Here is a 22,391-nt window from a genome sequence, read left to right as displayed (position 1 = left end):
CGCCGTGATTCCCGATCTGAAGAAGCTCCGCGAGCAGGCGAAGATGACGCAGAAGGATCTCGCCGATCGAATCGGTATCGACCAGTCGCAGGTGAGCCGGTACGAAGCGGACCCAGACGGAATCAACGGCGCCCTCCTGTTGAAGTGGCTCGACGCCGTCGGCATGCGAGTAGTCATTGGGGACGACACGGGACCCGGATCGATTTCCTCCGGCGTCGAGGCCGGCGAGCCCTTCGCCGAGTTGCGTGCCCGGCTAGATCTCCTCGCGGACTACTGCGGCATCTCGGGAAGGAGCGCATCCGATCTCGGGGGCGCGCTTCCGGACTCCGCCGAACTGGCGCGGCTCGTCCAGACCCTAAGGCGCAAGCCCACGATCGGGATGTTCGGCCGTTTCGACGCCGGAAAGTCTCGGACGGCGAATGGGCTTCTGGGGAAGGAGTACCTCCCGACCGCCTTCCAGCCGGCAACGAAACTCGTGACGCTGGTGCGGCACCTCGAAGATAGGCCGAACGGGATCCGGGAAGAGGTCTGGATCATGGGGCCCAAGTTCGAGCTCGATAAAGCAAACGACGCCGAGCACTGCAAGGCCAACCGCGTCGTCGCCGGCAACCTCGAGACGCTGAGAGAATACGGTACCTACGGGGGGCGATACGAGGCGGAGAACGCTTCAGCGGCGCTCGTGTTCGTAGACGCGCCGATGCTGAGAACCTGCAGCGTTGTGGATCTTCCGGGATTTCGGAACGAGCGCGATGGCGCCGACACCGACGCAAAGCGCGCAGAGGCTGCGTTCGGCCTTGCGGACGTCATCATTTACGTGTCCATGGCCACAGGCTTCCTTGATGGCGCAGACCTCAGTTACCTGTCGTATCTCATCCGAGCGCTGCCCGCGTTCGAGGCGAGGGATCCGAAGTTTCCCGTGCTCGGGAACCTCTTCATTGTCGCGACCCACGCGCATCCGGGAATTCGAGAGTCCGACCTAGCGGACCTCCAGGACAAGGCAGCCAAGAGGCTCTTCCTGCATATCAAGGACACATCGCTCAAGGAGCGAAGCGAGGCAGTTGGTAAGACGATCACGCTGGAGGACGTGCGCTCACGAATCTTTCCGTTCTGGGCCGAGACGCCTTCGCGGCGCCGCGACCTCCGAGACAAGCTAACGGAAACCCTGAAGGACCACCTCCCGCGCGCGTTCCGGGACAATGCGAACCTGCGCGTGTCCGAGTTCCGGACTAGGGCGAACCAGCAAGTCGGCGAACAAATCCGCGCTTACGAAGCGATGCTCGCGGACTTGGCTTCGGCGAAGCGGAAGTTCGAGGAGCTGAACGCAGCCGAGCCCGAGCGCAAGAAGCGCGTCCAGAAGAAGCACGCGCGAGTCGAGGCGGCCATCACATCGGCGAAGTCCGCCAGCGGTGCCGAGTGGAATCGTGCGTACGCTGCGGTTGCGAACGCTGAGTACTTGGAGAGGCTCATCGAGAACAGGTTCTCGAAGCTCGACGACGGAAAGAACGAAGCCAAGCGATACGCGGCGAGCTACGTGATGGAGATCCTCCAGGGGCGGCTCGGCCAGATCACCGAGAAACACTCGACCCCGCTCGCGTCCGAAATTGAAGGGTTTCTTGGAACGTATACCGATGACCAGGGACGCCTGCCTCATGTCGACGTTCCCTTCGATGCTCGTGGCGCCTTCGTAGGTGGCGTTGCCGGTGCCGGGGTTGTCGGCGCCCTCGCAGCCTGGGCCGCCTCCTTTGGAAATCTGGGCGCCTACATCCTCGCGGCGAAGGCGGTGTCGGCGCTGAGTGCTCTCGGCATCAGCGTGTCTGGCGGAACGGCGGGCGCGATGGCGGCCATCTCCGCACTGGGCGGCCCCGTCACGCTGGCCATCGGAATCTTCGTGCTCGCGGGGATCGCAGCGTGGGCGCTCTTTGGTGAGTCGTGGGAGTCTCGCCTCGCGAAGCGACTCGAGAAGGAGCTCGAAGCGCAGCGCACGAAAGAGAGGCTCGACGCGAGCCTCACGAAGTTCTGGGACGACACCTTCGGAGGGTTTCGGAAGGCAGCTGACGCGGTCGAGCGTAAGTACGAGGATCAGCTTCGGCACCTTCGGTCGCTCGTCGAGACGCCGCAGCATTCGCGAGCTGAAGTCGAGAAGGCGCTTTCAGCCGCACGCGAGCTCCTCGGTTTTTTCGGCAACATGCCGTGGAGGGTTGTGTAGAGCCCAGCACACGGGGACGGGCGGCGTCCGGCAGAGAGCAGCCTTGAGAGAGGCGGCTCTGCGCATGAACGCGCCTGTCCCTGCCAGTGGAACCGTTACGCCGCGAGCTGGCTTCTGATGATGCGAAGTGCGGAGCGCTTGAGTGGAGACGATCGCCAGGAAGCGCGGGAACCTCGACCGCCTCAGGCGCGATGACTGGTTGTCTCCGTCAGCCCCGGAGTCCATCAAGGTTGCTCACTGGGTCCACGAGGCGGTTCGCATGCGTGTGGGGCTCGCCCAGGTGGACGCCTGGGAGCAGTCACGGCGGAACGGAGGACGCGCGGCTGACGCGGGAAAGCGCGCCGCACGGCAACTACCGCCTGCGCTGCCTCACTCCGCCGATCGGATCGCACATGGCGGCCGAGTTACAGTCGGCGCTGCACACGGGTTCACCGCGAAAGTCGGACCGCGCATAGCGTGTTTCCGCCCCGAGCGCGACGTGGACGGCTACACTTGCACGCCATGTTCAAGGTGACGCTGAGCGTGACGGTCCCGAACCTAGACAAGCACTGGATAAGCATTCCTTGTCCAGTGTGCGACATGGAGACGCCTGTCACTCTTGGCGCCGTCCGGCTCGGCGACGTGGTTGTGTGCCGCGGCTGCCATGCCAACATCCGGTTGCAGGACCACCTCGGCGCGCTTCACCGCTTCGAACGTCGTTTCGTCAAAATGCTTCAGAGCATGGAGATGTAACCACATGGATCCCCGTCTCGTTCAGAGAACGAGGTACCTGCTGCAGGCACGCGTTCGGCGCGCGAAGTCTTGCCCGGCACCGCTCTTCCCTTCAGCGTGTCTGCACCTTGTCGAATGGGTGCAACATCATCCGATCCTGTCTGCGATAACGGCCGAGCTTCGAGCTGCTAGCGCCCAGTTCGACGCAGGTATAGCGCAAGCCGAAAAGGTCGGTCGGGGGGAGGCGCACAGCCTAGATCCCATCAGGGCCGCATCGCTGAGCGAGCATGCCGCGCTCTGCCTGCGAGTCATGGATTCCATCGCGAATGCGGGTCGCCACCAAGGCGATCAGCCCCGCGTGCCGGGTGATGACGAGGGCATCCCACACCGCGAACTACTGAACGCGCTCTCCGCCCTCGTGTACGGGGACTTCAGCCCGAAGGAAGATGAGTCTATCGAACGCCTACGCGACATCGCCGTTGATGGCCTTTACGAGTTTCTGGACGAGGGTGTCGACTCGCGAAACGCGATCATGGGGCTGCTCATCAAGTACAAGCAGCGCTCGGAATGGTTTCACCGCGCTCGGCTACGAGCGCTCGCAAAAGAGGGGGTTGAGCGTCGACGACCCGGTGAAGAGTCACTCGCGGTCGACTTGCAGGAGTACGTGTTCGATCAAGGCGTCGAATTCAGCATTGAGCCGACCTCCGCGAGTGGCGAGGCAGATCTGGTGCTCCGCGATGTAGACGGGTCGCATGTCGTGCTCGATGCCAAATACATCTCCGCGGGCGCGCCGCCCTCAGTCTTCAAAGACAAGCTTGCGCGCGGATTCCATCAGATAGCCCGGTACTGCAACGACTTCCACGAGCCGGCAGGATACCTCGTCGTGTTCATCGCGGACGAAAAGCTTCCACGGCTCCCTGTCGAGCTAAGCGACGGTTTCGAATACATCACCGTGAAGGGGCGACAGGTCTACTACGTTCCAGTAATCATCGCGGATGCGCCAAGCGCCAGTCGCGCTGGAGTCGCGCAAGAGGTGCCGGTGACGCTTGACGACATCGTGAACGTGCCGACCGATGTTGTGTCAGCGCCTCCTGCCGAAAACTGAACGGCTCGATTGTGTGCTTGTAGGCCGGTGCGGCAGCGCGCGGACTGCCACAGATTGCGTCGCATTGACGGCGCGCAGCTAGAGAGCGTGTCTCGAGGTAGCGTTCGGGGACGTGAATAACGATTCGTGACCTAGGGGGACAGGATGGCGGGCGAGCGCGAGAAGTGGGAAACGACGGTAGGGCGTCGGATCAGAACGGCATGGTCCCGTCTCACGCGGGTCGCCGCCCGGCAGCACGCTACGGCGCTGCATCGCCTCTACTTGGCTCAGTCCAAATGGGGTGCCTGGAAGGCGCGAAACGTCTTCAAGATGTCAGTTGCCGCGGTGGCCTTCGCGATGGGGGCAACAGCGTGGTTGATGCGCCCGCTTCGCGGTCGGGTCGAAGGCTACTTTGCGATCGAAGCGAGGCTCGCAGGCCTGCAGACCCTGCTCGTAACCATCGGCAGCGCGTTGATCGGCGCCGCAGCCCTCGCGTTCACGCTGATCTTGTTCGCTCTGCAAGTAAACATCGAGCGGATGCCATATGGGTTGTTTCGGAGGCTCAGCGCAGACGGGAGGCTCATTGCATCGTTCGGGGCATCCTTCCTGCTGTCGATGAGTGTAGCGGGATGTTCCCTGCTGAACGGTGGCCGATGGCTCCCGGTGATGACTCTCGGGGCAGCTTGGGCCACCGCTGCCATCGTGGTCTTGCTCCTCTACGCCTACCGGCGGGCTCTGCAACTGATCAACCCAGCGCAGCAGTTGGTATTCGTGGTCCGCGACGCGACGGGTGACCTCAAGACTTGGGCGCGTCGTGCGAAGCGAGCCGCACCACTGCTTGAGGTTCCCGATGCACCGGCGGATGTGGCGCCAAGTACTGGTCGGTTGTCGCGTGATACGGCGAGAGCTGCGTACTTCACGATCAACAGTCACTGGACCGACGGCGCGCGGCAGGCGCTCAAGTACGCAGCGTCGCTGTCACGGTACTACGCGGATCGTGGAGATCACGATGTCGCGGGCGCCGCGCTACACGCGATGGTTGCGATCAACGCCGTGTACGTGGAAGCAAAAGGGAGGACCTTCTACCCAACAATTCCGTTCTTCGGCCCCGATCTCTCGACAGACGCGTTCATTAACGCAACACTCGAACACCTTCGAGTCGAGTGTCGAGCCGCTGTGGCGCGTGGCGACGAAGCGCAGATCGAAAACACGTTTCGAGCAATGGCGGCGGTGGCAGCGTTGTATGTCCAGATCGACTACGGGTCAGAAACTGCGACGAAGTTCCATGCGATGCTCGCGGCTGGGTACTTGGCGGACGCGGTTCGCGAGGTCGTGACCCGCTCCATGCCTGATGTCGAGATGCAAGGCGTTCGGCTGATGGGCGACGTCAGCTTGCTCGCCGCGCAGCGTGGCGAAGTCACGGAGGGAACGCAGCTGGTTCTGAAAATCGGTGAGATCGCACGCGCCGCGCTACCTGCGGACGCAACGCGGGCCGTGGTGCCTACCTGCGTCCAGCAGTTCGCGCGTGTGTCCATGGCTCTGCTGCGGGCTGAGTCGCCCGACATGCGCTTTGCGATTCGATCGGTCAGGGAAGCCCTGGTACCGCTCGCGGCCGCGGTTCTTGCCCAGCCGGATGCGCCGGTTATGAATGTTCATGGTTCGTATCTAGGGCCATACTTCTCGAGCACCAGCACTCAAGGGCTGCGCGCGTCGCTCGTGGCTCTTGGGAACCAGCTTCTGGACGCAAACGCTGAAGATCCTCGCGCGCGAGCCTCTATCCACAACATCGCTACTTGGGCTGACGATTGGGAGCGTGCGTACAAGGACCTGTTCGTCGCTGCCCTACGCCGCGGCTCGATGCTGGCGTTGGAGTTGCTACAGTGGGCTCACGGCGTAGCGGATGTACTCTTTGCGCTCTCGAATGCACCCGCGTGTCCGCACGACCTTCGGAACGAACTTCGAAATTCGGGAGCGTTTCTTGTGGCAGCACTGGGGTGGGTTCCCGACGACCGAGAGGCAGTGCTACTCGTCGAAGGGTTCCGAGTCCACGAAATGTTGTTCGACGTGGCGCTTGAAGCGCACCGACGCTCGTGTGCTGACGCGTGGAACCGGATCGCTGACGTGCTGCTCGGATGGGCATTCAAGGCGGGCAGGCATGAGGCAGGGTGGCACAGCCTCGAGAACGGGCTCTCCACGCTGGCGGTGCTCATTGTCGACGCGGATGCAGATCCGACTCGGTTCTTAGACAAGATCTCGGAGCACGTTGCGCAGCAGAATGCGCCGGCGCGGGAAGAACGCGACCGGGCCGCTCGAGGTATTCGAAGGCGCTCCGCGAACTTGCATGAACGACACTGGGGGTTGCGGGTTCAGCACGTCGCTGAGCAGGTGGACTTAGGAAAGCTTCGCCGCGTGCTTGAGGACGTAGCGGCGCGACTTGTGCCTGCTACGCCGTAGCAGCGCGTCTGCTCCGAAACGCTGGGCCGAAACGGGTGCTGACCCGAAGGCACGAGCTGCAGCGGCTCGGCACCGGCGTCGTTGGTGTTCCCTTCTGTCCGAGCGCGTAGAAACGAGCCCCGGTGACGCGCGATAAGTGGCGGATCCCGTACCGAGACGTGCGCAAATGGCCCGGAGATTGCCGGGTCACAGCGTCGGCTTTGAGAACCTCACGCGCGAATCTTCGGACAGGACGACGAGCTCCGTCGCGGCGCGCGTCATCGCGACGTAGAAGTTCTTCGCCCCCTCGCCCGGGAAACGCGGATTCTCGAACTCGTTCGCGTTTAGGACGAGTGCGTTGTCGAACTCGAGTCCCTTGATCAGCAGGGTCCTCGAGACGAGTCGCTGATCGAGGCGGCGCCCACCGAACCTTGCTCGGTTCCGGGCAGCCCACGCGGCAGCCCGGAGATTGGGGTGCTCTCCGCGGCCGTACTCGTTGATCGCGCGACCGAGCTCGTCCCAGAGCTCGCGCCTGAACGGCTTAGCGCCGGGAGTCGCCTCGATCGCGTCCATCGCGACTCGCACGGCCTCGAAATCGGCAGTCTCCGCAACGCGAACCAGCGCTGCGGCGACGGCTGCGTTCGATCGGTACCGAGCCGGCATGGGCAGCTCGCCCTTCGAGAGGACCGCGTCGATCGGCGCGAGCGATGTCGACACCTTCGTCAGGCACTCCATCGCGAAATCGAGGACCCGCTTCGCGCGCGCGCTTCCGCGAAGTCGGTCCAGATCCTCAGCAACGGCGAGGAGTGCCGAGCAGTCCATCTCCTCCATCGAGGCGTACAGCCCTCCGACGCTCCTGGCGAACGCGTGACTGTCGTTCGGCCACTTCCGGATCGCGACCGTGCTGCCCGTCAGCCGCATCGCCCGCATTGCTTCCTTGCGTTGAGCGTCCTCGGAGTGCTGCACCCAGCGCACGGGGGCGTCAGTGAAGTCCAGAGCGTCGCCTGACGCCAGTACGTCGCGAGCGCCGAGCAGCCAGCGACCGAGCGGCTCGTTGTGGCCTTTCCACCGCCACGGTTCGTCGAGATCGAACAGGAGCGGGAACTCGGGAGCTATGTCGCGCTGCCAGCTCAGCGTGCGCCCGGCGAATGCGAAGATGCCCTGAAGCGGGTCTCCGAGGATGCGGCACGGCAGGAGCGCGGCGAGTGCGAGAATGACCCGATGCTGCCGGTCGTTGCAGTCCTGGTACTCATCGATGAATACGCTCGAGTAGGAAGCCTGGACTACTCGACGGATCGCGCGGATCTCCAGCAACGCGGCCGCTCCGTCATACACGGCGTTCCATTCCCCGCGAGTCGGTTCTGGGGTGACCAGTCCCGAGCGGGCCGGGTATGCCGCTGCCATCCGCAGGCACCACCCGGCGATCGTGTCCACCCGCGCGCAGTCCCGACGAACGCCACGTCGAGCGAGTCGCTCGCGCAGCGCTCTCACGCCTGCGTGCGTGTGCGTGAGCACGAGAGCCCGTCCCGAGGGGGTCGCCTCGACGGCACGCACGATCAGCTCAGTCTTGCCGCAGCCAGCCGGAGCAACCACGGAGGCGCACTCTGCTCGGGCGAGCAGTTCACCCTTTGTCATACGCCCACGTCTCGATCTCGGCGAGCGCTGTGGCGGTTGGAGCTTCCATGCCGGCCGCGAGCTCTTGCGCAACGATCTCGCCGAGTCGCTCGCCGAACTCGATGTTCTTGAACCACTTCGAGTCCCTCGCCGCGCCAGCGATCGCGGCGCGAAGCTCGGGCTTGGACTTACCGGCCACCTTCCAGTCGGAGAACGAGGGTGGGAGGGACGGGCGCACGTTCAGCTGGGCCGAGATCGTGTCTAGAACGCTTGCTGCGCCCCTGAGCTCGAAGGCGAGATCGAGGACCCGCTGAACACCTTTCGCCGAGACATCGGCGAGAACCCGCTCCTCTGTAGACTTCGCGTCCTCCCACTCGACGATGGTGACGTTGGCCTCCACCGCCGCGCGCGATTCGTCCGCGCCGAGCGCCCTGTCACTGTCGCGAAAGAGCAGCGTTCTGTATCCGAGCTTGCCGAGCTCCGTTGCGACGCGTGGCGCACAGGAACCTCCGCCATCGACCAGCGTGACGCCATGATGCTCGATCGGTGCTTCGCCGTGATGTTTCAGCCACTGTAGCTTCACGGAGCGGAGTAGGCCGACCTCCGTCTTTCCCTCGCATACGATGATGCTACGAGCGAGGAAGGCGTCCGGGGCGCGCCGTACGACGTCCTGCAGTTCGCGCGAAGGCGTGCGAAGCGTAACTTCGCTTGGGCCGTGCCGGGCGATCGCGAGATCGCCAGCCGAGAGTTCCACGACCGCGACAGCGGAGTGGGTTGTCAGGAACACCTGCCCTTGCGGTGCACCGCCTTCTTGCATGTCCGGGCGCAGCGCGCGAAGGAAGTGGCGGAGGCGGTGCGGCTCGAGCCCATGCTCCACCTCGTCGACGAGTACGATCGCGCCTTCTGGAATGGACATCTTCTGAATGGCGAGACGTAACCGCCCGCCGAAGCCCGGCTGGCAGCCATAGCTCGAGGGCGAGATCCTCCGCGTTCTTTCGCCGGAGGAGCCGATGGCCGACCAGGACCGGGAGCGCTGGACAAAGCTCGTCGCGGACTTCGAGACAAGCGACCTGACGCAGCGCGAGTTCGCTTCAGAGCGCGGGATCTCGTTCAGCAACCTGCGCAACTGGATCTACCGGCTGCGCAAGGAGTCGCGCCCGCTCGTCGAGGCGGCGCCGGCGTCATCGGGTCAAGTCCCAGGGCGGGCTCCGGCCAAGGAGCGCTCGCGTCTCGTGCCGGTCCGCGTGGTAGCGTCCGCGCCGAAGGCGCGGTTGGTCGAGCCGAGCTCGTCGCTGCTCGAGCTGGCGCTCCCGACCGGCGTCGTCGTGCGATTTCCGCCCGGCACCGAGCCTGCGTACCTCCGCGCCCTCGTCACGGCGCTGTAGCCGTGATCACGATTCCGCGGTCGGTCCGCATCTTCATCGGCTCGACCCCGATCGACATGCGGAAGTCGATCGATGGGCTGATGGCGATCGTGCAGGGCGAACTCCGCCAGGACGCGTACTCCGGTCACCTCTTCGTCTTCGTGTCGCGTCGCTGCGACCGGGTGAAGATCCTCACCTGGGACAAGGGCGGGTTCGTCCTCGTGTACAAGCGGCTGGAGCGCGGCCAGTTCAAGCTGCCTCACATGGACTCGTCCACGATGGCCGTCGAGATCGACGCGACGCAGCTCGCGATGCTGCTCGACGGGATCGACTTCGGCCGCGTTCGGCGGCCCGAGCACTGGCAGCCCCCGTCCCACTCGGATCGTCCCGGTGGTCGTCCCATGGACAAGCCCGCTCCGGCGTGATCTTTACGCTTGTGAATGGGCGGCGAGCATCGCTGCGAGTGGCGTGACGAGGCCGAGAGCCTCTCGTCTCAGCTCGCGGCCGCGCACGACACGATCTCCGCTCAGGCCCAAACCATCCGGCAGCAGAGCGAGTCGATCGCGAAGCTGAGCGACCAGCTCACCTCCGTGCAGGCGACCGTCGAGAAGCTGCAGCGCCATGTCTTCGGCGCCCGGTCCGAGAAGATGCCCTCGGTCGCGAAGGAGATTCGCGATCCAGCTCGCGCCGAGGCGGACCGGATCGCCGCGCTCCGAACCCGCCGCGAGAACGCCGAGAAGAAGCGCCAGCTCGTGACGCGGAAGATCGAGCACACGGTCCGCGAGGATCAGAAGGTCTGCCCGAAATGCGGCGGTCACGACTTCAGCCGACTCGGCGGCGGCGAGACGACCGAGATGTACGAGCTCGTCCCGTCGCGCGTCGAACGCCAGATCCATGTCCAGGAGAAGCTCCGCTGCCGCTGCGGCGAAGCGATCATCACGGCCAACCCGCCGGCGAAAGTGTACGACAAAGCTCGCTTCGGCCCGGCCTTCATGGCGCAGGTCGTCGTCTCGAAGTGCGCCGACTCGTTGCCGCTGTACCGCCAGGCGAAGGCGTACCGCCGCGCGGGCGTGCAGGTCGACGACTCGACATTGGGCGAGCTCTTCCACCGAGTCGCGGTCGCCACGAAGCCGCTGTCGCAGCGCCTGCTTCAGCTCGTCGCCAAGAAGGAGATCGTGCTCGCGGACGAGACCACGCAGCGCGTGCAGGCCAAGGGCAAGACGCGCACCGCCTGGCTGTGGAGCTTCATCGCGCGCGACGAAGCCGACAAGGAGATGATCTCGTACGTCTACTCGCGGAGCCGCTCGGGCGAGACGCCGCTCCGCGTGCTCGGCGACACACTCGGCAAGCTCGTGGCAGACGCGTACTCCGGCTACAACAAGGTGACGCTGCCCGGCGGCCGCGAGCGCGCCGGCTGTCTCGCGCACCTTCGCCGCAAGTTCTTCGAGGCGCTGTCGACCGCGCCGGACGCCGCGAAGCTGGCGATGGACTTCATCCTCGAGGTCTACAAGGTGGAGCGCGCCGCGCTCGACGCGGACCTGCTCGGCACCGACGAGCACTTCGAGATGCGGCAGACCGCGAGCCGAGCCCTGATGAACGACTTCCGGGCGTGGCTGGACGCCGAGCAGTCGCGTCATCCGCCGAAGAGCCCGATTGGCGAGGCGATCGGCTACGCGCTCGGCCAGTGGAACGCGCTCACGCTCTTCCTCACCGACCCGCGCCTGCCGATCGACAACAACGCCTCCGAGCGCGCGCTGCGCGTGGCAGCGCTGGGGCGCAAGAACTTCCTCTTCGTCGGGCACGACGAAGCCGGCGACAACCTCGCCGGCCTCTACTCGCTCATCGCGACGTGCGAGGCGAGCCAGGTGAACCCGGTCGACTATCTCGCCGACGTCCTGCTGCGCGTCCAGAGCCACCCGGCTTCGCGCATCGACGAGCTGCTGCCACACAACTGGACGCCGCCCAGAGCCGAGCCGTCGACCTGACGGCGGTCGGCGGCGAACACGAACACGGACCAGGAGGTGAACGAGGCCGCGGAGCGGTGGCGCGCGACAGCTACGTCAAGACGCGGTTGCCCGGGCGGTTACCCCGGTGCGAAGTGGAGTCTGCGACGGCCCGAGGAGTTTCGATACGTTGCGAGTCCGCTTGACCCGGTGCGAACCGGTGCGAACCGCCCTTCGCGGATTCGGGACCAAGGGGTCGCAGGTTCAAATCCTGTCTTCCCGACTCAGAAGGCCGCGACTTCGTACGGGAAACCGGCGGGTCGCGGCCTTCGTCGTTTGCATCGCGGAACGCTGGTAGAACGCGGCTCGCCGATACCCGCGCTCCGGCGCGAGCTGCTCGACTCGCCCCGGAGGTCGTCGGCCCCGCGGTGTACGTATGTGTCGTCGTGAGCCGGACGTCGCGGTGCCGCATGATCCGCTGGACGCGGTGGAGCGGGACGCCCGAGTGGAGCAGCAGCGTCGCCTCGTGCGGGCGTCATGTGCCGGAGCGGGACCGCCGCGGTCGGGTCACGTCCAGGAAGTTCGCGTACCAGGTGGCGCGCTTCCAATAGACGCTGGCCATCCCTGGTCTCCTATGGAACGGGCCCTGAGGACGAGGGAGCGGGTACGGGCGCGCGGATGTAGCCCTCGGCGTCGACGCGCGCGACGTTCGCAACCTTGCCTTCGCAGTCGTAGTCGATCCGGGAGTTCCCGAACACGTCGACGTCCGCAGAGCAGAACCAGACGAACGGCGGATGCAGGACGACGTCTCCTCGCTTCGGTTGGACTCCCGTGTCGGTCGGCGCTCCGCATGCCGCGCGCACCGACGCGCGCGGCATGCCGGCGATGACGACGCACGCATCGTCGTCGGCGCTCCTGACGTCCCATTCGCGGACCGCGAAGCGCATGGCTGAGTAGGTCCCGATGGCAGCCGAGACGAGCAGCAGCGCGGTGACAATCGCTCTGTGGCCGACTGCGGACGCAGGCTCATCGCTGCGACTGAACGGCCTCGTCCACCTCTCTACCAGTGCGGCCGCGACGATGAGCGGGACCACCGCGAGGGGGAGCAGGACAGCGGCGCCGACGAGCCCGTAGATCCCGAGAAGCGGAATCGTCCAGAGCGCATCCGCCTCGCGAGTGAGCGCCGCAACCGCGGGTAGCGCTGCAACGACAAAGGCTACGCCGAAGTAGCCCACGACTGAAAGGATCGCCACCTTGGCGGACCGAGACAGCGGAGTGCCAACGAGCCGCCGCGCGCGCCAGCCGATGAGCCCTCCGATCACGAGGCTCCCGACGACGGTCGCGATGACCACCGTGGGTAGCCCCAGTGCGCCCACGCCGGCGTAGTCGGCAATGAACTCCAGGACGCTCTGCTGGACTGTCCACTCGGACGGCCTCGTCCCCCACCCGTGAAATGCCAGGAACGCGGAGAACGCTGCCCCGCTGAGGAGCAGCGCCAGGCCCGCGGCGGCGCTGCCGGAAAGGAAGGCGCCTCGCTGGGTTGCCTGGTCGCCGTCGCGGGAGGTGTGCTTGGAGAAGTTCATGACGCTCAGTCCGTCGCGAGCCATGCCTGCCGGCCCCTGGAGCGTCGCCCGGCACTCGGGGTGCGTGCCACGCCCCGTCACTCAGGGTAGCATCGGTACACGATGCTTCGGTATCGCGAGTACGCGGAGTACACGACGACGCGGCAGTCCCGCTTCTGGACTGCCTTCGCGAACGCGCTGGGGTTTGTCGTCTTGCCGCCGATACGGCTGCTCTGCCGCGTGTTTCCGCCACTCCGCCGTGCCGTGAACAACACCCCCGGCGGGCGCATGGGCGCCGCGTTCCGGGCACGGGAAGGTGGTGACCACCGGGGCGCGTTCCTCACCGCGATGGAGGGATTGGGCAAGTGCCGGTTCGCCACCGACATGGACCCCGGAGAATTCATGGCGGACTTGAACTGGTGGATGTTCATGGACCTGGCCTCGACCGAGGCGGAGCACCTCGGAGACGCCGACCGAGTTCAGGTCGCCCAGGTCCTCGACGCCGCTCCTGCGCCGGGCGGGATGTTCGCGGCGAAGAGCCTTTGCCGCGTCAGCGTGTGGCGATGGAAGGCCGGCGACCGGGACGGCGCCATCAAGCTCGCCCGGTTGGCCGTGCTCGCGGACGCCTCGTGGGTTCACACGCACGTCTTGCTCGGCTGGTTCGGCCTCGTGTCCGGGAGCTTCGACCCGCTTCCTCATCTACGGGAGGCGCTTCGCGTAGACCCGTCCTGCGGTGAGTCCATCCGCACCAACGCGGACCTGGCTGCCGCTCCGGGGCTGTTGAAGTCGCTCGGCTTGGCTGACGGGCCGCCGTCGTGACGGGGAGGAAACGCAGAAGGAAGAAACGATCGCGACGACCGAAGGTGAAGACCACGACCAGCAGTCGCGCCCCGGCAACGGCGTGAATGCCTTGCAGGCGCACCTGTTCGTCATGCGGCCCGTTGGGCCCGTACTCGCGAGCCGGCCGGGGCTGCCCTGGTAGGCGCTGCCGACGCATCCAGAGGACGTGCTTCGACGCTAGGAGAGGGGAAGGGATGCGGAGCGACGACCTGCCACGGTTGGTGTTCCTCGGGTACCAGGTGAAGATGCCGTGGACCCCTGCTCCGGAGTGGGACCCGGACAAGAAGACGGGCGTGGTCGACGTGTGCAGCGTGAGTGATTGCCTCGCGAAGCGCCCGCCTGAGTGGATTCAGCATTGGACGCACAACCGAGCATGGTCCTACTCGACCCGCGAGGCGGCGCTGGAAACCATACCCGCCGACGATGGCGACAAATACAACCTGTTCGCCTACTGGGCTGCCCTCCGCACCTTCATCGACGGAGCCTGGAGGGACTTGCGGGCGGATGACCTCTTCGGTGCCGACCTTCCGGACTTGCCTGCCGGTCCAGGCCCGACGCACTGTGACGTGCTCGGGTTCGACGTCGTGTGCTGGGATATGGGCCAGGATCTGACCCACTCGCCGCTATCTTGCAACCTGCTCGCGCGGGAAGTCAGGGTGAACCGCTACTGCCTCGTGGACGACCTGGCCGAGGCGCTCCGACTCGTTGCGGCGTTCACGAATGAGAACTGCGAACCTGGCCCTTATCTCGCTGTACGTGTGGCTCGCGTCGCGCGTGGATGAGGTCAGGGCGCTCGCCCAGCGGCAAGAAGTGCGGCGCGGTCGGCTGGATCGACCCCGGACCGCGCACCGAAAGTCGCTGCGCTCGATCATCGCGTGAACGGTCGCGCGGCATCCGCCGAGCCGCGCCGCGACCTCGCGGGCGGCCGGCCGCAGCGACTTCGCCGCCGCCGACAGCGACAGCCTCGCCGAATCCCCCGGCTCGCCTTCACCGCCCGGCCGCCTCACGCTCGAGCCAGTCGCGAAACGCGATCACCTTCGGCAGCGTGGCGCACTGGGGCCGGTAGACGACGAAGTAGGCCAGCACCGAGGGGAACTTCACCTCGGGGAACAGGCGGACGAGCCGTCCGGCCGCGAGGTCGTCGCGCGCCATGATGCTGCGGGCCAGCGCCACGCCGTGACCATCGATGGCGGCCTGGAGCACCGCGGCGGAGTTGTTGATGCGCAGGCCTCGCTTCGTCTCCACGTCCTTCACGCCCGCCTTCTCGAGCCAGGCATCCCAGGTCGCGAACCCGGAGCGGGCATCCACGGAGCGGTCGTGGATGAGGCGTAGCCCCGCGAGCTCCGACGGCCGGCGCAGGCGCCGGCGGCCGAGGAGCGTCGGCGAGCACACGGGATAGACCTCCTCGTCCAGGAGCTTGTCGGAGACGAGGCCGGGCCAGCCGCCCGGGCCGTAGCGCACGCCGATGTCGACCCCTCGCGCCGCGAAGTCGAGCAGTTCGGCGCTCACGTCGAGCCGCACGTCGAGGTCCGGCCACGCCTCGTGGAAGTGTTCGAGCCGCGGCAGGAGCCACTTGGCTGCGAACGCTGGGCTGACGGTCACGGTCAGCACGCCGCTGGACGAGACGTCCTTCAGCCGCGCCACGCCGACGCCGAGGCGCTCGAACCCGGCGCGGATGTCCGGGAGCGCCCGCTGGGCTGCCTCGGTGAGGGCGAGCCGCTTGCGCCCGCTCACGCCGCGGTGGAACAGCGGCGTACCGAGCACCTCCTCGAGGCTCCGCACGAGCTGTCCGACGGCTGCAGGGGTCACGTGGAGCTCGGCGGCCGCGGCGGAGAAGCTCCCGTGCCGGGCGGCTGCCTCGAAGGCACGCAGGGCGTTGAGGTGTTCGGGGGCGCTCATGGACGCTCAAGTTCTTCTTTGCGACCGCCCAAGAAACCCTCGATTGCGACCCCGGGCGCTCGGGACGATGACTCGCGCCTCGGCTGCGGCGGAGAGGCGGTTCGCCCCTCCTACCAGAGCCGAAGGCGGCCGTCGACCGTGCCCCCTGGACGGCATAGCCCTGCTTTCGCGCGGCACGGAGCATGGAACGGAGAACCCCATGGCCTACCTGCAGATCACCCTGAAGATCGCTCCCGCCAACCGGCCGGCCGCGGCCGGCGTGTACCGGCGCTACAAGGCGCCCTTCCTCGAGACCATCCCCGGCGCGAAGTCGAAGGACCTCCTCGTCCGCGACGAGGACGTGCAGGTGCTGCACGGGTTCGAGACGGCGCGGCAGGCGAGCGCCTACCTCGAGTCCTCCCTGTTCAACGCCGACGTGGTGACCGCGCTGGAGCCGCTCCTCGAGGCGGCGCCGGAGGTGCGCATCTACGAGGTCGCCTGAGGCGCTGCAGGGGTTCAACGCGTTCCATCCGAGCGGCCGCGTCGGCCGGCCCGAGGACGTCGCGCACACCGTGGCTCACGTGCTGTCGAACGAGGCCTCCTGGATCACCGGCGCCGTGTGGGACGTCGACGGCGGCGTCATGGCGGGCCGGAACAAGTACAACTGAGCAGGACCGGGAGGCACCGAAGCCCGGGCCCGGGTGGTGCTGACCATGGGAGAACGCGGATGACGGTCGTGGCGAGGCACGCGGCGTTTCTTCGTGCGCTGGCGGAGGCGCCGCTGCTCCTCGCCGAAGGCTCGGTCGTCGAGCGCGTGCGCCGTCACCCCGGCGGCCTGCTCGACCCGCACGTCGCGAACGCAGGCCTCCTCTTCCGTCCCGATGGACGCGAGGTGCTCGCCGGCATCTACCGCGATTATCGCCACATCGGCCTTCGCCACGGCATGCCGACGCTGCTCCTGACCCCGACCTGGCGCGCGAACGCGGAGCGCCTCGAGCGCGCGGGCCTCGCCGGCCGGGATGTGTTCGGCGAGGCCGTGGGCCTGCTCTCTGCCTTGCGCGACGAGGCCGGCGCGCCAGGGGCGAGCGTCTTCATCGGCGGGCTCGTCGGGTGTCGGGGTGACGCGTACCTGCCAGCTCAGGCCCTTCCGCGCGAGGAGGCGGCGGCCTTCCACGCGCCGCACGTGGAGGCGCTCGCGCAGGCGGGCGTGGACTTCCTCGTGGCGCAGACGTTGCCAGCCGTGTCGGAGGCCGAGGGGCTCGCGCTGGCGATGGGGCGCACGGGGGCGCCGTTCCTCCTGAGCTTCGTGCTGCGTTCGACCGGGACGCTCCTCGACGGAACCCCGCTGCGCGAGGCGGTGGCGCGCATCGACGCGCTGCCCGGCGCCAGGCCCGCGGCGTACATGGTGAACTGCGTCCACGCGTCGGTCTTCCGGACGGCGTTCGCGCTCGAGCTCTCCTCGGCGCCATGGCTCGCGACGCGCGTCGTCGGCCTTCAGGCGAACACGTCTCGCCTCTCCCCCGAGGAGCTCGAGGGGCGCGCGGAGCTCGACACCGAATCGCCGGCCGCCTTCGCGCGAGAGATGGCCCGCGTCCACGCGGAGCTCGGGATGCGTTTGCTCGGAGGGTGCTGCGGCACCGACGAGCGGCACATCGCTGCGCTCGCGGACCTCCTGACGTCCCGCTGATAGCGTCAGACTGCTCGAAGCCCGCGGGTAACCGGCGGCGCCGAGCGGACACCCGCGCGCAGGGACGTGATGCGAACGTACCCCGTACTCATGGGCGAACGGATCGCGGGGCCCGCCGCACGGTGGGAACGCGGGATCGCGAAATGCGATCACTTACGGTGTGACCCCGCATGACCTGGGTTCGCGCGATTGAAGAGGCCCGGCGGCATGTCCATGGTGGTGGCCCCTCACTGTCGGTCGCAGGCTCGCCATGGAAATTCGCAGCCACGGATATCTGCACTACACGACGTACGAGACCGAGGGAAATCAAGCTCGCGTCCTCGGTCACTCCTCGCGCGAGCAGACCCAAGCCGCGATCGCGCCCTTCACCGAGTTCTCGCTGCGGTTCTACGGGCTCGGACGGGGCATCCAGATCGGCATCCGGGCATACCCGGTGCGAGGCAGCGAGGCGCGCATGGCGCGTGTGCGCAGCGCCGCGGCTGGCGCCGTCGCGGGGAACGGGACGCCGCCCGCGCTCGCGGGAGAGGGTCCAGCGCCAACAGGTACCCTGGCGAGGATCCGGGTGCCCGGGCGGGGGATCGGCGGCGGCACGGTCGATCCGTTCGGTCATCCGATCGCGCCGCCCGTCGAACCGCCGGAGCCGCCCGGCGGCGGCGGCGGCGGCGGCGGCGTGATGCAGGCCGCCGTTCAAGTCCAGCTCTTCGCGCCCGGGCTGGAAGACCCGGTGCAGGTCTGGAACCTGCCCGCGGAGGTCACGAGCCAGCTGCGCCAGGTCACCTTCGATCCACCCGGCTTTCCGAGCCCGGACGCGCCCGCGCGACGGATCGGCTGGTGGCGCGTCACGGTGACTCCGCAGGGTCCCGGGCCGGCCACGATCTACGTCGAAGCGCATACGACGATCGGGCGGGTCCCGTTCCGCACGAAGCGCATCCCGGTCCGGCTCTTCAACAGCCTGTTTCGTGTCGCGATCGAGGCGATGGTTCCCCGTGTCGTCATCGAAGGCGGCGAGCTCCAGGTCTCGATGGGGAAGGAGCTCGCAGAGCTGCTCGGCGTGTCGCCGGAGATCTACAAGAAGGACATCCCGGTGGTCTCTTCGAGCGCGAGGCTCGTGTCGCTGAAGATCACCGCCGAGTCCGGGCGCAAGCTGAAGGACGTCGCCCGGGAGCGCGGACGCATGTCGCCGCGGCTCGACCGAGTGAAGGACGACGACGTCGCGCTCCGCATCCAGGCCGCGTTCGAGAACGCCTCCGCGTCGATCTTCGGCGTGGACCTGGCGACGCTCGAAGGGCAGTTCGGCGAGCTCTTCCTCGCCTTCGACCATTCGTTCACCGAGCTGACGCCGGCGGCCTTCGTGGCCGTGGACTTCTTCCCGCCGCTCGAGATGGCGTACGACGCGTACGTGCAGATCAAGGGCGTCCTGCTCGACATGGGGAACGTGGGGCCCTCGGCCAAGGAGGCGGTGAACGAGTTCATCGAGCTCTACTTCCGCTATCCGACCGACTGGCAGATCCTGGGCTACCTGCGCCTCGTGCTCGGCCGTGCCATCGGTCAGCGCGCGGTGGTGGACGCGGTGTCGTTCGGCGCCGAGGCGTGGCAGGTCCGCTACTTCGACGATCCGGTGTTGCCGCCGGAGGACGCGCCATGGCGGCCATGGCGGCCGGGCATGGGTGACGCGATGGGCGGACTGTCGGGCGGCCTGGACCTCCCGGCGGCCGAGCCGGGCGCTCCGTCGCCCACGCCGGGCGAGCCTGCACCTGCCGATCCGGCGCCGTCGAGCGACCCGCTGGGCACCTTCCCACCGGAGTTCCACGTCGAGGCCGGCGATGCGCTCGAGCGATTGGATCGCCACCAGACGCTGGTGGTGATCATGATGGAGAACCGCTCGTACGATCACATGCTCGGGGGCCTCGCGGCCGCGCGGCCACGTGCCGAGGGCGGCTACGACGGCCCGCCGTCCAGCGCGAGCAGCGCCTCCGCGGGCGGCTTCCTCGACAAGGTGCCGCTCGTGGCCACTCGCAAGATCGGGATGGGCACGCAGATTCCGGTGAGCCCGAGCCACCACTACTTCGAGCACGGCGAGGACCACGTCCACACCGGCGGCGTGGATACGGGGGAAGCGCACTATCCCGTCCCGTTCCAGATCGGCGACGGCACCGACGCCACGGCCGGGTCCGGCGCCATGGCGGGGTTCGCGCGCGACCTCCTGCGGCGCACCGATTCCCCGCAGCTCGCGATGACGATGTACGGCGAGGCGGACCTTCCGGTCTATTACAAGCTCGCAGACGAGTTCTGCGTGTGCGACCGGTGGTTCTGCGCCCACCCGGGCCCGACCTGGCCGAACCGGTTCGCCACCATCCTGGGATCCATCCCCGAGCTCGACAACTTCGAGATCGACGACCCGCGCATCGGGTTCCTTCGGCAGCGTTCGATCTTCGACGTGTTGACGGATCATGGCATCGAGTGGCGCGTGTTCGAGAGCGATCTCTCGCTCGTTCGCATGTTCGATCGCTACCGCCTCGACGATCGGCACGTCGTGCCGATCGACGATCCGGCGGACGGGCTCGACGCGACGCTGCGCTCGCTCCTGCCGCTGCCGCGGGTGATGTTCGTCGAGCCGAACTTCGTGGACATCCCGCCGGTCAACACGGCGAACGACGACCATCCCATCGCCGACCTGGCGGCGGGGCAGGCCTTCATCGCCCGGGTGTGTGACGCGATCTGGTCGTCGGGGCACTTCCGGGATTGCCTGGTGCTCATCACCTACGACGAGCACGGCGGCTTCTACGATCACGTGCCGCCGCCGGGCACGGCGAAGGCGCCGCCCACGCCCCTCGGACCCAGGAGCAAGCTCCATCCCGACGGACCGGAATACCTCGGGCCGCGCGTGCCCACGTTCATCCTCTCGCCCTACGTGAGCGCCGCAAAGGCGGAGAAGACGCTCTTCGAGCACACCTGCATCCTGAAGACGATCCTCGTGCACAACCGCGAGCACCTTCCGCGCAGCGTCTTCGCCACGTTCGGCGACCGCGTCAACGCCGCCGCGCACCTCGGGCAGGCGCTGGACCTCGCGCGCGCCCGGCAGGCGCCGCAGCCGTTCGACGCGAAGCGCAGGCGCCCCACCGGCGGCCGCGGCTTGCACGACATCGTCGCGGGCACAGACCTGCTCGCGACGGACGCCGGCGGAATGCCGGGCATCGCGAAGCTCCCGCCGCGCTCGGTGACGGTCGTTCAGCGGACCGACGTGGAGCTACCCGTCGAGCCGCGCGACTTTCACGCGGGGCTGCGCGGGGTCTTGAAGCCGCGGCGCTGAGGGTCTAGGGGACGGTGTGCCCACCACCCACGGCCAGGGCTTGCCCGATCACGAAGGTTGCACGAAAGCTGCAAAGCAGCAGACAGCATGACGCCGACCCTCACGGCGTGCGGCGAAGCAGCTCGCGGTCCGTGCAGCGAGCTGAGGCGGGCCGTCTTCGCGGCCCGGCGTGCGACGGAATGCGAGTATTCTGGCGAGGACCCTCAGGTGCCCTGCGCACCCACCCATTGGACCCGACGAGCATGGACAAGAAGCCGCGAGTCTTCACGATGTCTTTCCGGAGCGTGTACCCGCTGTACGTCCAGAAGGCCGAGAAGAAGGGCCGGACGAAGCAGGAGGTGGACGAGATCATCGCGTGGCTCACGGGCTACCGCGGCGCGAAGCTCCAGCGCGTCATCGACTCCGAGGTGGACCTCGAGACCTTCTTCTCGAAGGCGCCGCGGCTGAACCCGAACGTCGGGCTCATCACCGGCGTGGTGTGCGGCGTGCGCGTGGAGGAGATCGCCGACCCGCTGATGCAGAAGATCCGCTACCTCGACAAGCTCATCGACGAGCTCGCCCGGGGGAAGAAGCTGGAGAGCATCCTCCGGAAGTGAGCCACGGCGGTGCGGACGCGGCGTCCGAGCGCGCAAGAAAATGAGAGGCGGCCCGTTTCCAGGCCGCCCCTGCGGAACCAGCTCGGTCGTCGATGCGACGCCGGGAAACCAACGGTCGCCCGTCGCGATCCCGTTTCGCCGTCGAGCGGCGGGCAAGCTCCGCGCGATCCCCGCTGCCCTCTCGAGCCCCGGGTCACGCGACTGAATCGTGGGGTCGCGCATCGCTCCGCGCAAGGGGCGCCGGCGCTCCACCGCGGTCAGCTTCGCGACGGCGCCGAGCATCTCGCCTGGCCGCTCGTTAGGGATCGACGATGACTGCTCGCCTGCTCGTGACCGGTGCGACCGGCACCTTGGGACGCCACGTCGTCGCCCGGCTCCGGGCACGCCCCGGGGTAACGGCGCGGATCCTGAGCAGGAGCGAGCGCTCGCCGGATGCTCCGGCGGGCTGCGAGTGGGTTCGGGGAAACCTGCTCGAGGACGACCTCGGACCGGCGCTGCTGGGCGTGGACGCGGTGCTCCACCTCGCGAGCGCCAAGGGCGCGGGCGATCCCGACGTGCGCGCCGTGGGCCGCCTGCTCGCGGCCGCGGAGGCCGCTCGCGTCCGCCACCTCACGCTCATCTCGATCGTCGGCTGCGACGCGATCCCGCTCCCGTTCTACGCCTCGAAGCAGCGGATCGAGGCGGCGGTTCGTGGCGGTCGCGTCCCGTGGTCCATCGTGCGCGTCGCTCAGTTCCATTCGTTCGTGGATCGGATGGTGCGATCGGCGGCCACGCTGCCGTTGCCGACGCCGATCGTCGCGGACCTCAGGTTCCAGCCGGTGGACGAGCGCGAGGTCGCGGACCACCTCCTCGAGGTCGTGCTCGGGCCGCCCCTCGGCGACGCGCCCGAGCTCGCCGGGCCCGAGGTCCTCACTCTCGGCGACCTCGCGGCGACCTGGCTCGCCGTGACCGGCCGCCCCGCCAGCCTCGTGCCGGTGTCCGTGGACGCGCTCGGGTTCGACGGCGGGGTTGCCCCGGCGCCCGCGCCGTGGACGCGTCCGACGCTGGAAGGATACCGCGCGGCGTTCAACACGCCGCGCGGCCCACGGAGCCTCGGGAAGATCCGCTTCGCGGACTGGCTGCGCGAGCGGGAGTCGGCCGCTGGGAAGTAGCCCGGCCGCCGC

At 67.5% G+C, this 22,391-nt stretch carries 18 protein-coding genes and 1 pseudogene; 15 read left to right on the top strand and 4 right to left on the bottom strand.

The features are described 5' to 3' along the window. Positions 1-4: 4 nt before the first annotated feature. From ANAEK_RS22675 to ANAEK_RS16780, 4 genes are all read left to right on the top strand, one after another. Positions 5-2,206 (top strand): helix-turn-helix transcriptional regulator, encoded by a 2,202-nt coding sequence (locus tag ANAEK_RS22675; protein ID WP_012527329.1) that lies wholly within the window; start codon positions 5-7, stop codon positions 2,204-2,206. A gap of 501 nt (positions 2,207-2,707) precedes the next feature. Further along, the gene (locus ANAEK_RS16790) at positions 2,708-2,938 is read left to right on the top strand and encodes a hypothetical protein (RefSeq protein ID WP_012527328.1); all 231 of its coding nucleotides are present in this window, start codon (positions 2,708-2,710) and stop codon (positions 2,936-2,938) included. Between the two features lie 289 nt (positions 2,939-3,227). Then, entirely contained in the window at positions 3,228-4,022 is a 795-nt protein-coding gene (locus tag ANAEK_RS16785) for a hypothetical protein (RefSeq protein WP_041454101.1), read from the top strand. Positions 4,023-4,166: 144 nt separating this feature from the next. After that, positions 4,167-6,455: a hypothetical protein gene (locus ANAEK_RS16780; protein ID WP_012527326.1), complete on the top strand. Its 2,289-nt coding sequence runs from the start codon at positions 4,167-4,169 to the stop codon at positions 6,453-6,455. A gap of 186 nt (positions 6,456-6,641) precedes the next feature. Here ANAEK_RS16780 and ANAEK_RS16775 read toward each other — a convergent pair whose 3' ends face one another. Both ANAEK_RS16775 and ANAEK_RS16770 read right to left on the bottom strand, forming a co-directional pair. Further along, on the bottom strand, positions 6,642-8,069 hold the full coding sequence (locus ANAEK_RS16775) for a UvrD-helicase domain-containing protein (RefSeq protein WP_083779849.1): 1,428 nt from the start codon (positions 8,067-8,069) through the stop codon (positions 6,642-6,644). Next, the gene (locus tag ANAEK_RS16770) at positions 8,056-8,964 is read right to left on the bottom strand and encodes an ATP-dependent endonuclease (RefSeq protein ID WP_012527324.1); all 909 of its coding nucleotides are present in this window, start codon (positions 8,962-8,964) and stop codon (positions 8,056-8,058) included. Before ANAEK_RS16770 ends, ANAEK_RS16775 begins: the two co-directional genes overlap by 14 nt. A 94-nt stretch (positions 8,965-9,058) precedes the next feature. Here ANAEK_RS16770 and ANAEK_RS16765 point away from each other — a divergent pair, with 94 nt between their 5' ends. The 3 genes from ANAEK_RS16765 to ANAEK_RS16755 are packed head-to-tail and all read left to right on the top strand — an operon-like array spanning position 9,059 to position 11,397. Further along, entirely contained in the window at positions 9,059-9,433 is a 375-nt protein-coding gene (locus tag ANAEK_RS16765; RefSeq protein WP_012527323.1) for a hypothetical protein, read from the top strand. Positions 9,434-9,435: 2 nt separating this feature from the next. Continuing rightward, positions 9,436-9,837: an IS66 family insertion sequence element accessory protein TnpB gene (gene tnpB / locus ANAEK_RS16760; protein WP_012527322.1), complete on the top strand. Its 402-nt coding sequence runs from the start codon at positions 9,436-9,438 to the stop codon at positions 9,835-9,837. 15 nt (positions 9,838-9,852) lie between these two features. Beyond that, entirely contained in the window at positions 9,853-11,397 is a 1,545-nt protein-coding gene (locus ANAEK_RS16755; RefSeq protein ID WP_012527321.1) for an IS66-like element ISAnsp3 family transposase, read from the top strand. A 590-nt stretch (positions 11,398-11,987) separates the two neighbouring features. Here ANAEK_RS16755 and ANAEK_RS16750 read toward each other — a convergent pair. Next, complete coding sequence (locus ANAEK_RS16750) at positions 11,988-12,938, bottom strand: hypothetical protein (protein ID WP_012527320.1); 951 nt, start codon at positions 12,936-12,938, stop codon at positions 11,988-11,990. Positions 12,939-13,040: 102 nt separating this feature from the next. Here ANAEK_RS16750 and ANAEK_RS16745 point away from each other — a divergent pair, with 102 nt between their 5' ends. After that, on the top strand, positions 13,041-13,736 hold the full coding sequence (locus ANAEK_RS16745) for a hypothetical protein (protein ID WP_012527319.1): 696 nt from the start codon (positions 13,041-13,043) through the stop codon (positions 13,734-13,736). A gap of 215 nt (positions 13,737-13,951) precedes the next feature. Then, positions 13,952-14,539 carry a hypothetical protein gene (locus ANAEK_RS16740; protein WP_012527318.1) on the top strand — a complete coding sequence of 196 codons (588 nt, stop codon included), beginning with the start codon at positions 13,952-13,954 and terminating at the stop codon, positions 14,537-14,539. Between the two features lie 205 nt (positions 14,540-14,744). Here ANAEK_RS16740 and gcvA read toward each other — a convergent pair whose 3' ends face one another. Continuing rightward, a complete protein-coding gene (gene gcvA, locus ANAEK_RS16735; protein WP_012527317.1) occupies positions 14,745-15,656 on the bottom strand; it encodes a transcriptional regulator GcvA in 912 nt (303 codons plus the stop codon). A 199-nt stretch (positions 15,657-15,855) separates the two neighbouring features. On the opposite strand from gcvA, the gene ANAEK_RS16730 reads away from it, so the two are divergent. The 6 genes and pseudogenes from ANAEK_RS16730 to ANAEK_RS16710 all read left to right on the top strand — a co-directional run bounded on the left by ANAEK_RS16730 (position 15,856) and on the right by ANAEK_RS16710 (position 22,379). Then, complete coding sequence (locus ANAEK_RS16730) at positions 15,856-16,137, top strand: hypothetical protein (protein ID WP_012527316.1); 282 nt, start codon at positions 15,856-15,858, stop codon at positions 16,135-16,137. Position 16,138: 1 nt separating this feature from the next. Beyond that, positions 16,139-16,303: pseudogene (locus ANAEK_RS22835) on the top strand (SDR family oxidoreductase); the annotation flags it as partial. Positions 16,304-16,362: 59 nt separating this feature from the next. Beyond that, positions 16,363-17,322, top strand: a complete 960-nt coding sequence (locus tag ANAEK_RS16725; RefSeq protein WP_012527315.1) for a homocysteine S-methyltransferase family protein — start codon at positions 16,363-16,365, stop codon at positions 17,320-17,322. 250 nt (positions 17,323-17,572) lie between these two features. Then, on the top strand, positions 17,573-20,632 hold the full coding sequence (locus ANAEK_RS16720) for an alkaline phosphatase family protein (RefSeq protein ID WP_012527314.1): 3,060 nt from the start codon (positions 17,573-17,575) through the stop codon (positions 20,630-20,632). Positions 20,633-20,874: 242 nt separating this feature from the next. Further along, complete coding sequence (locus tag ANAEK_RS16715; protein WP_012527313.1) at positions 20,875-21,228, top strand: DUF2200 domain-containing protein; 354 nt, start codon at positions 20,875-20,877, stop codon at positions 21,226-21,228. 311 nt (positions 21,229-21,539) lie between these two features. Further along, positions 21,540-22,379, top strand: a complete 840-nt coding sequence (locus tag ANAEK_RS16710) for an SDR family oxidoreductase (RefSeq protein ID WP_012527312.1) — start codon at positions 21,540-21,542, stop codon at positions 22,377-22,379. The last annotated feature ends 12 nt before the right edge of the window (positions 22,380-22,391 follow it).

This window comes from Anaeromyxobacter sp. K, assembly GCF_000020805.1.
In the GTDB taxonomy this organism is placed as follows: Bacteria; Myxococcota; Myxococcia; order Myxococcales; family Anaeromyxobacteraceae; genus Anaeromyxobacter; species Anaeromyxobacter dehalogenans.
Note: the sequence above shows the minus strand (reverse complement) of the source record. Positions and strands in the feature narration are given on the sequence as shown.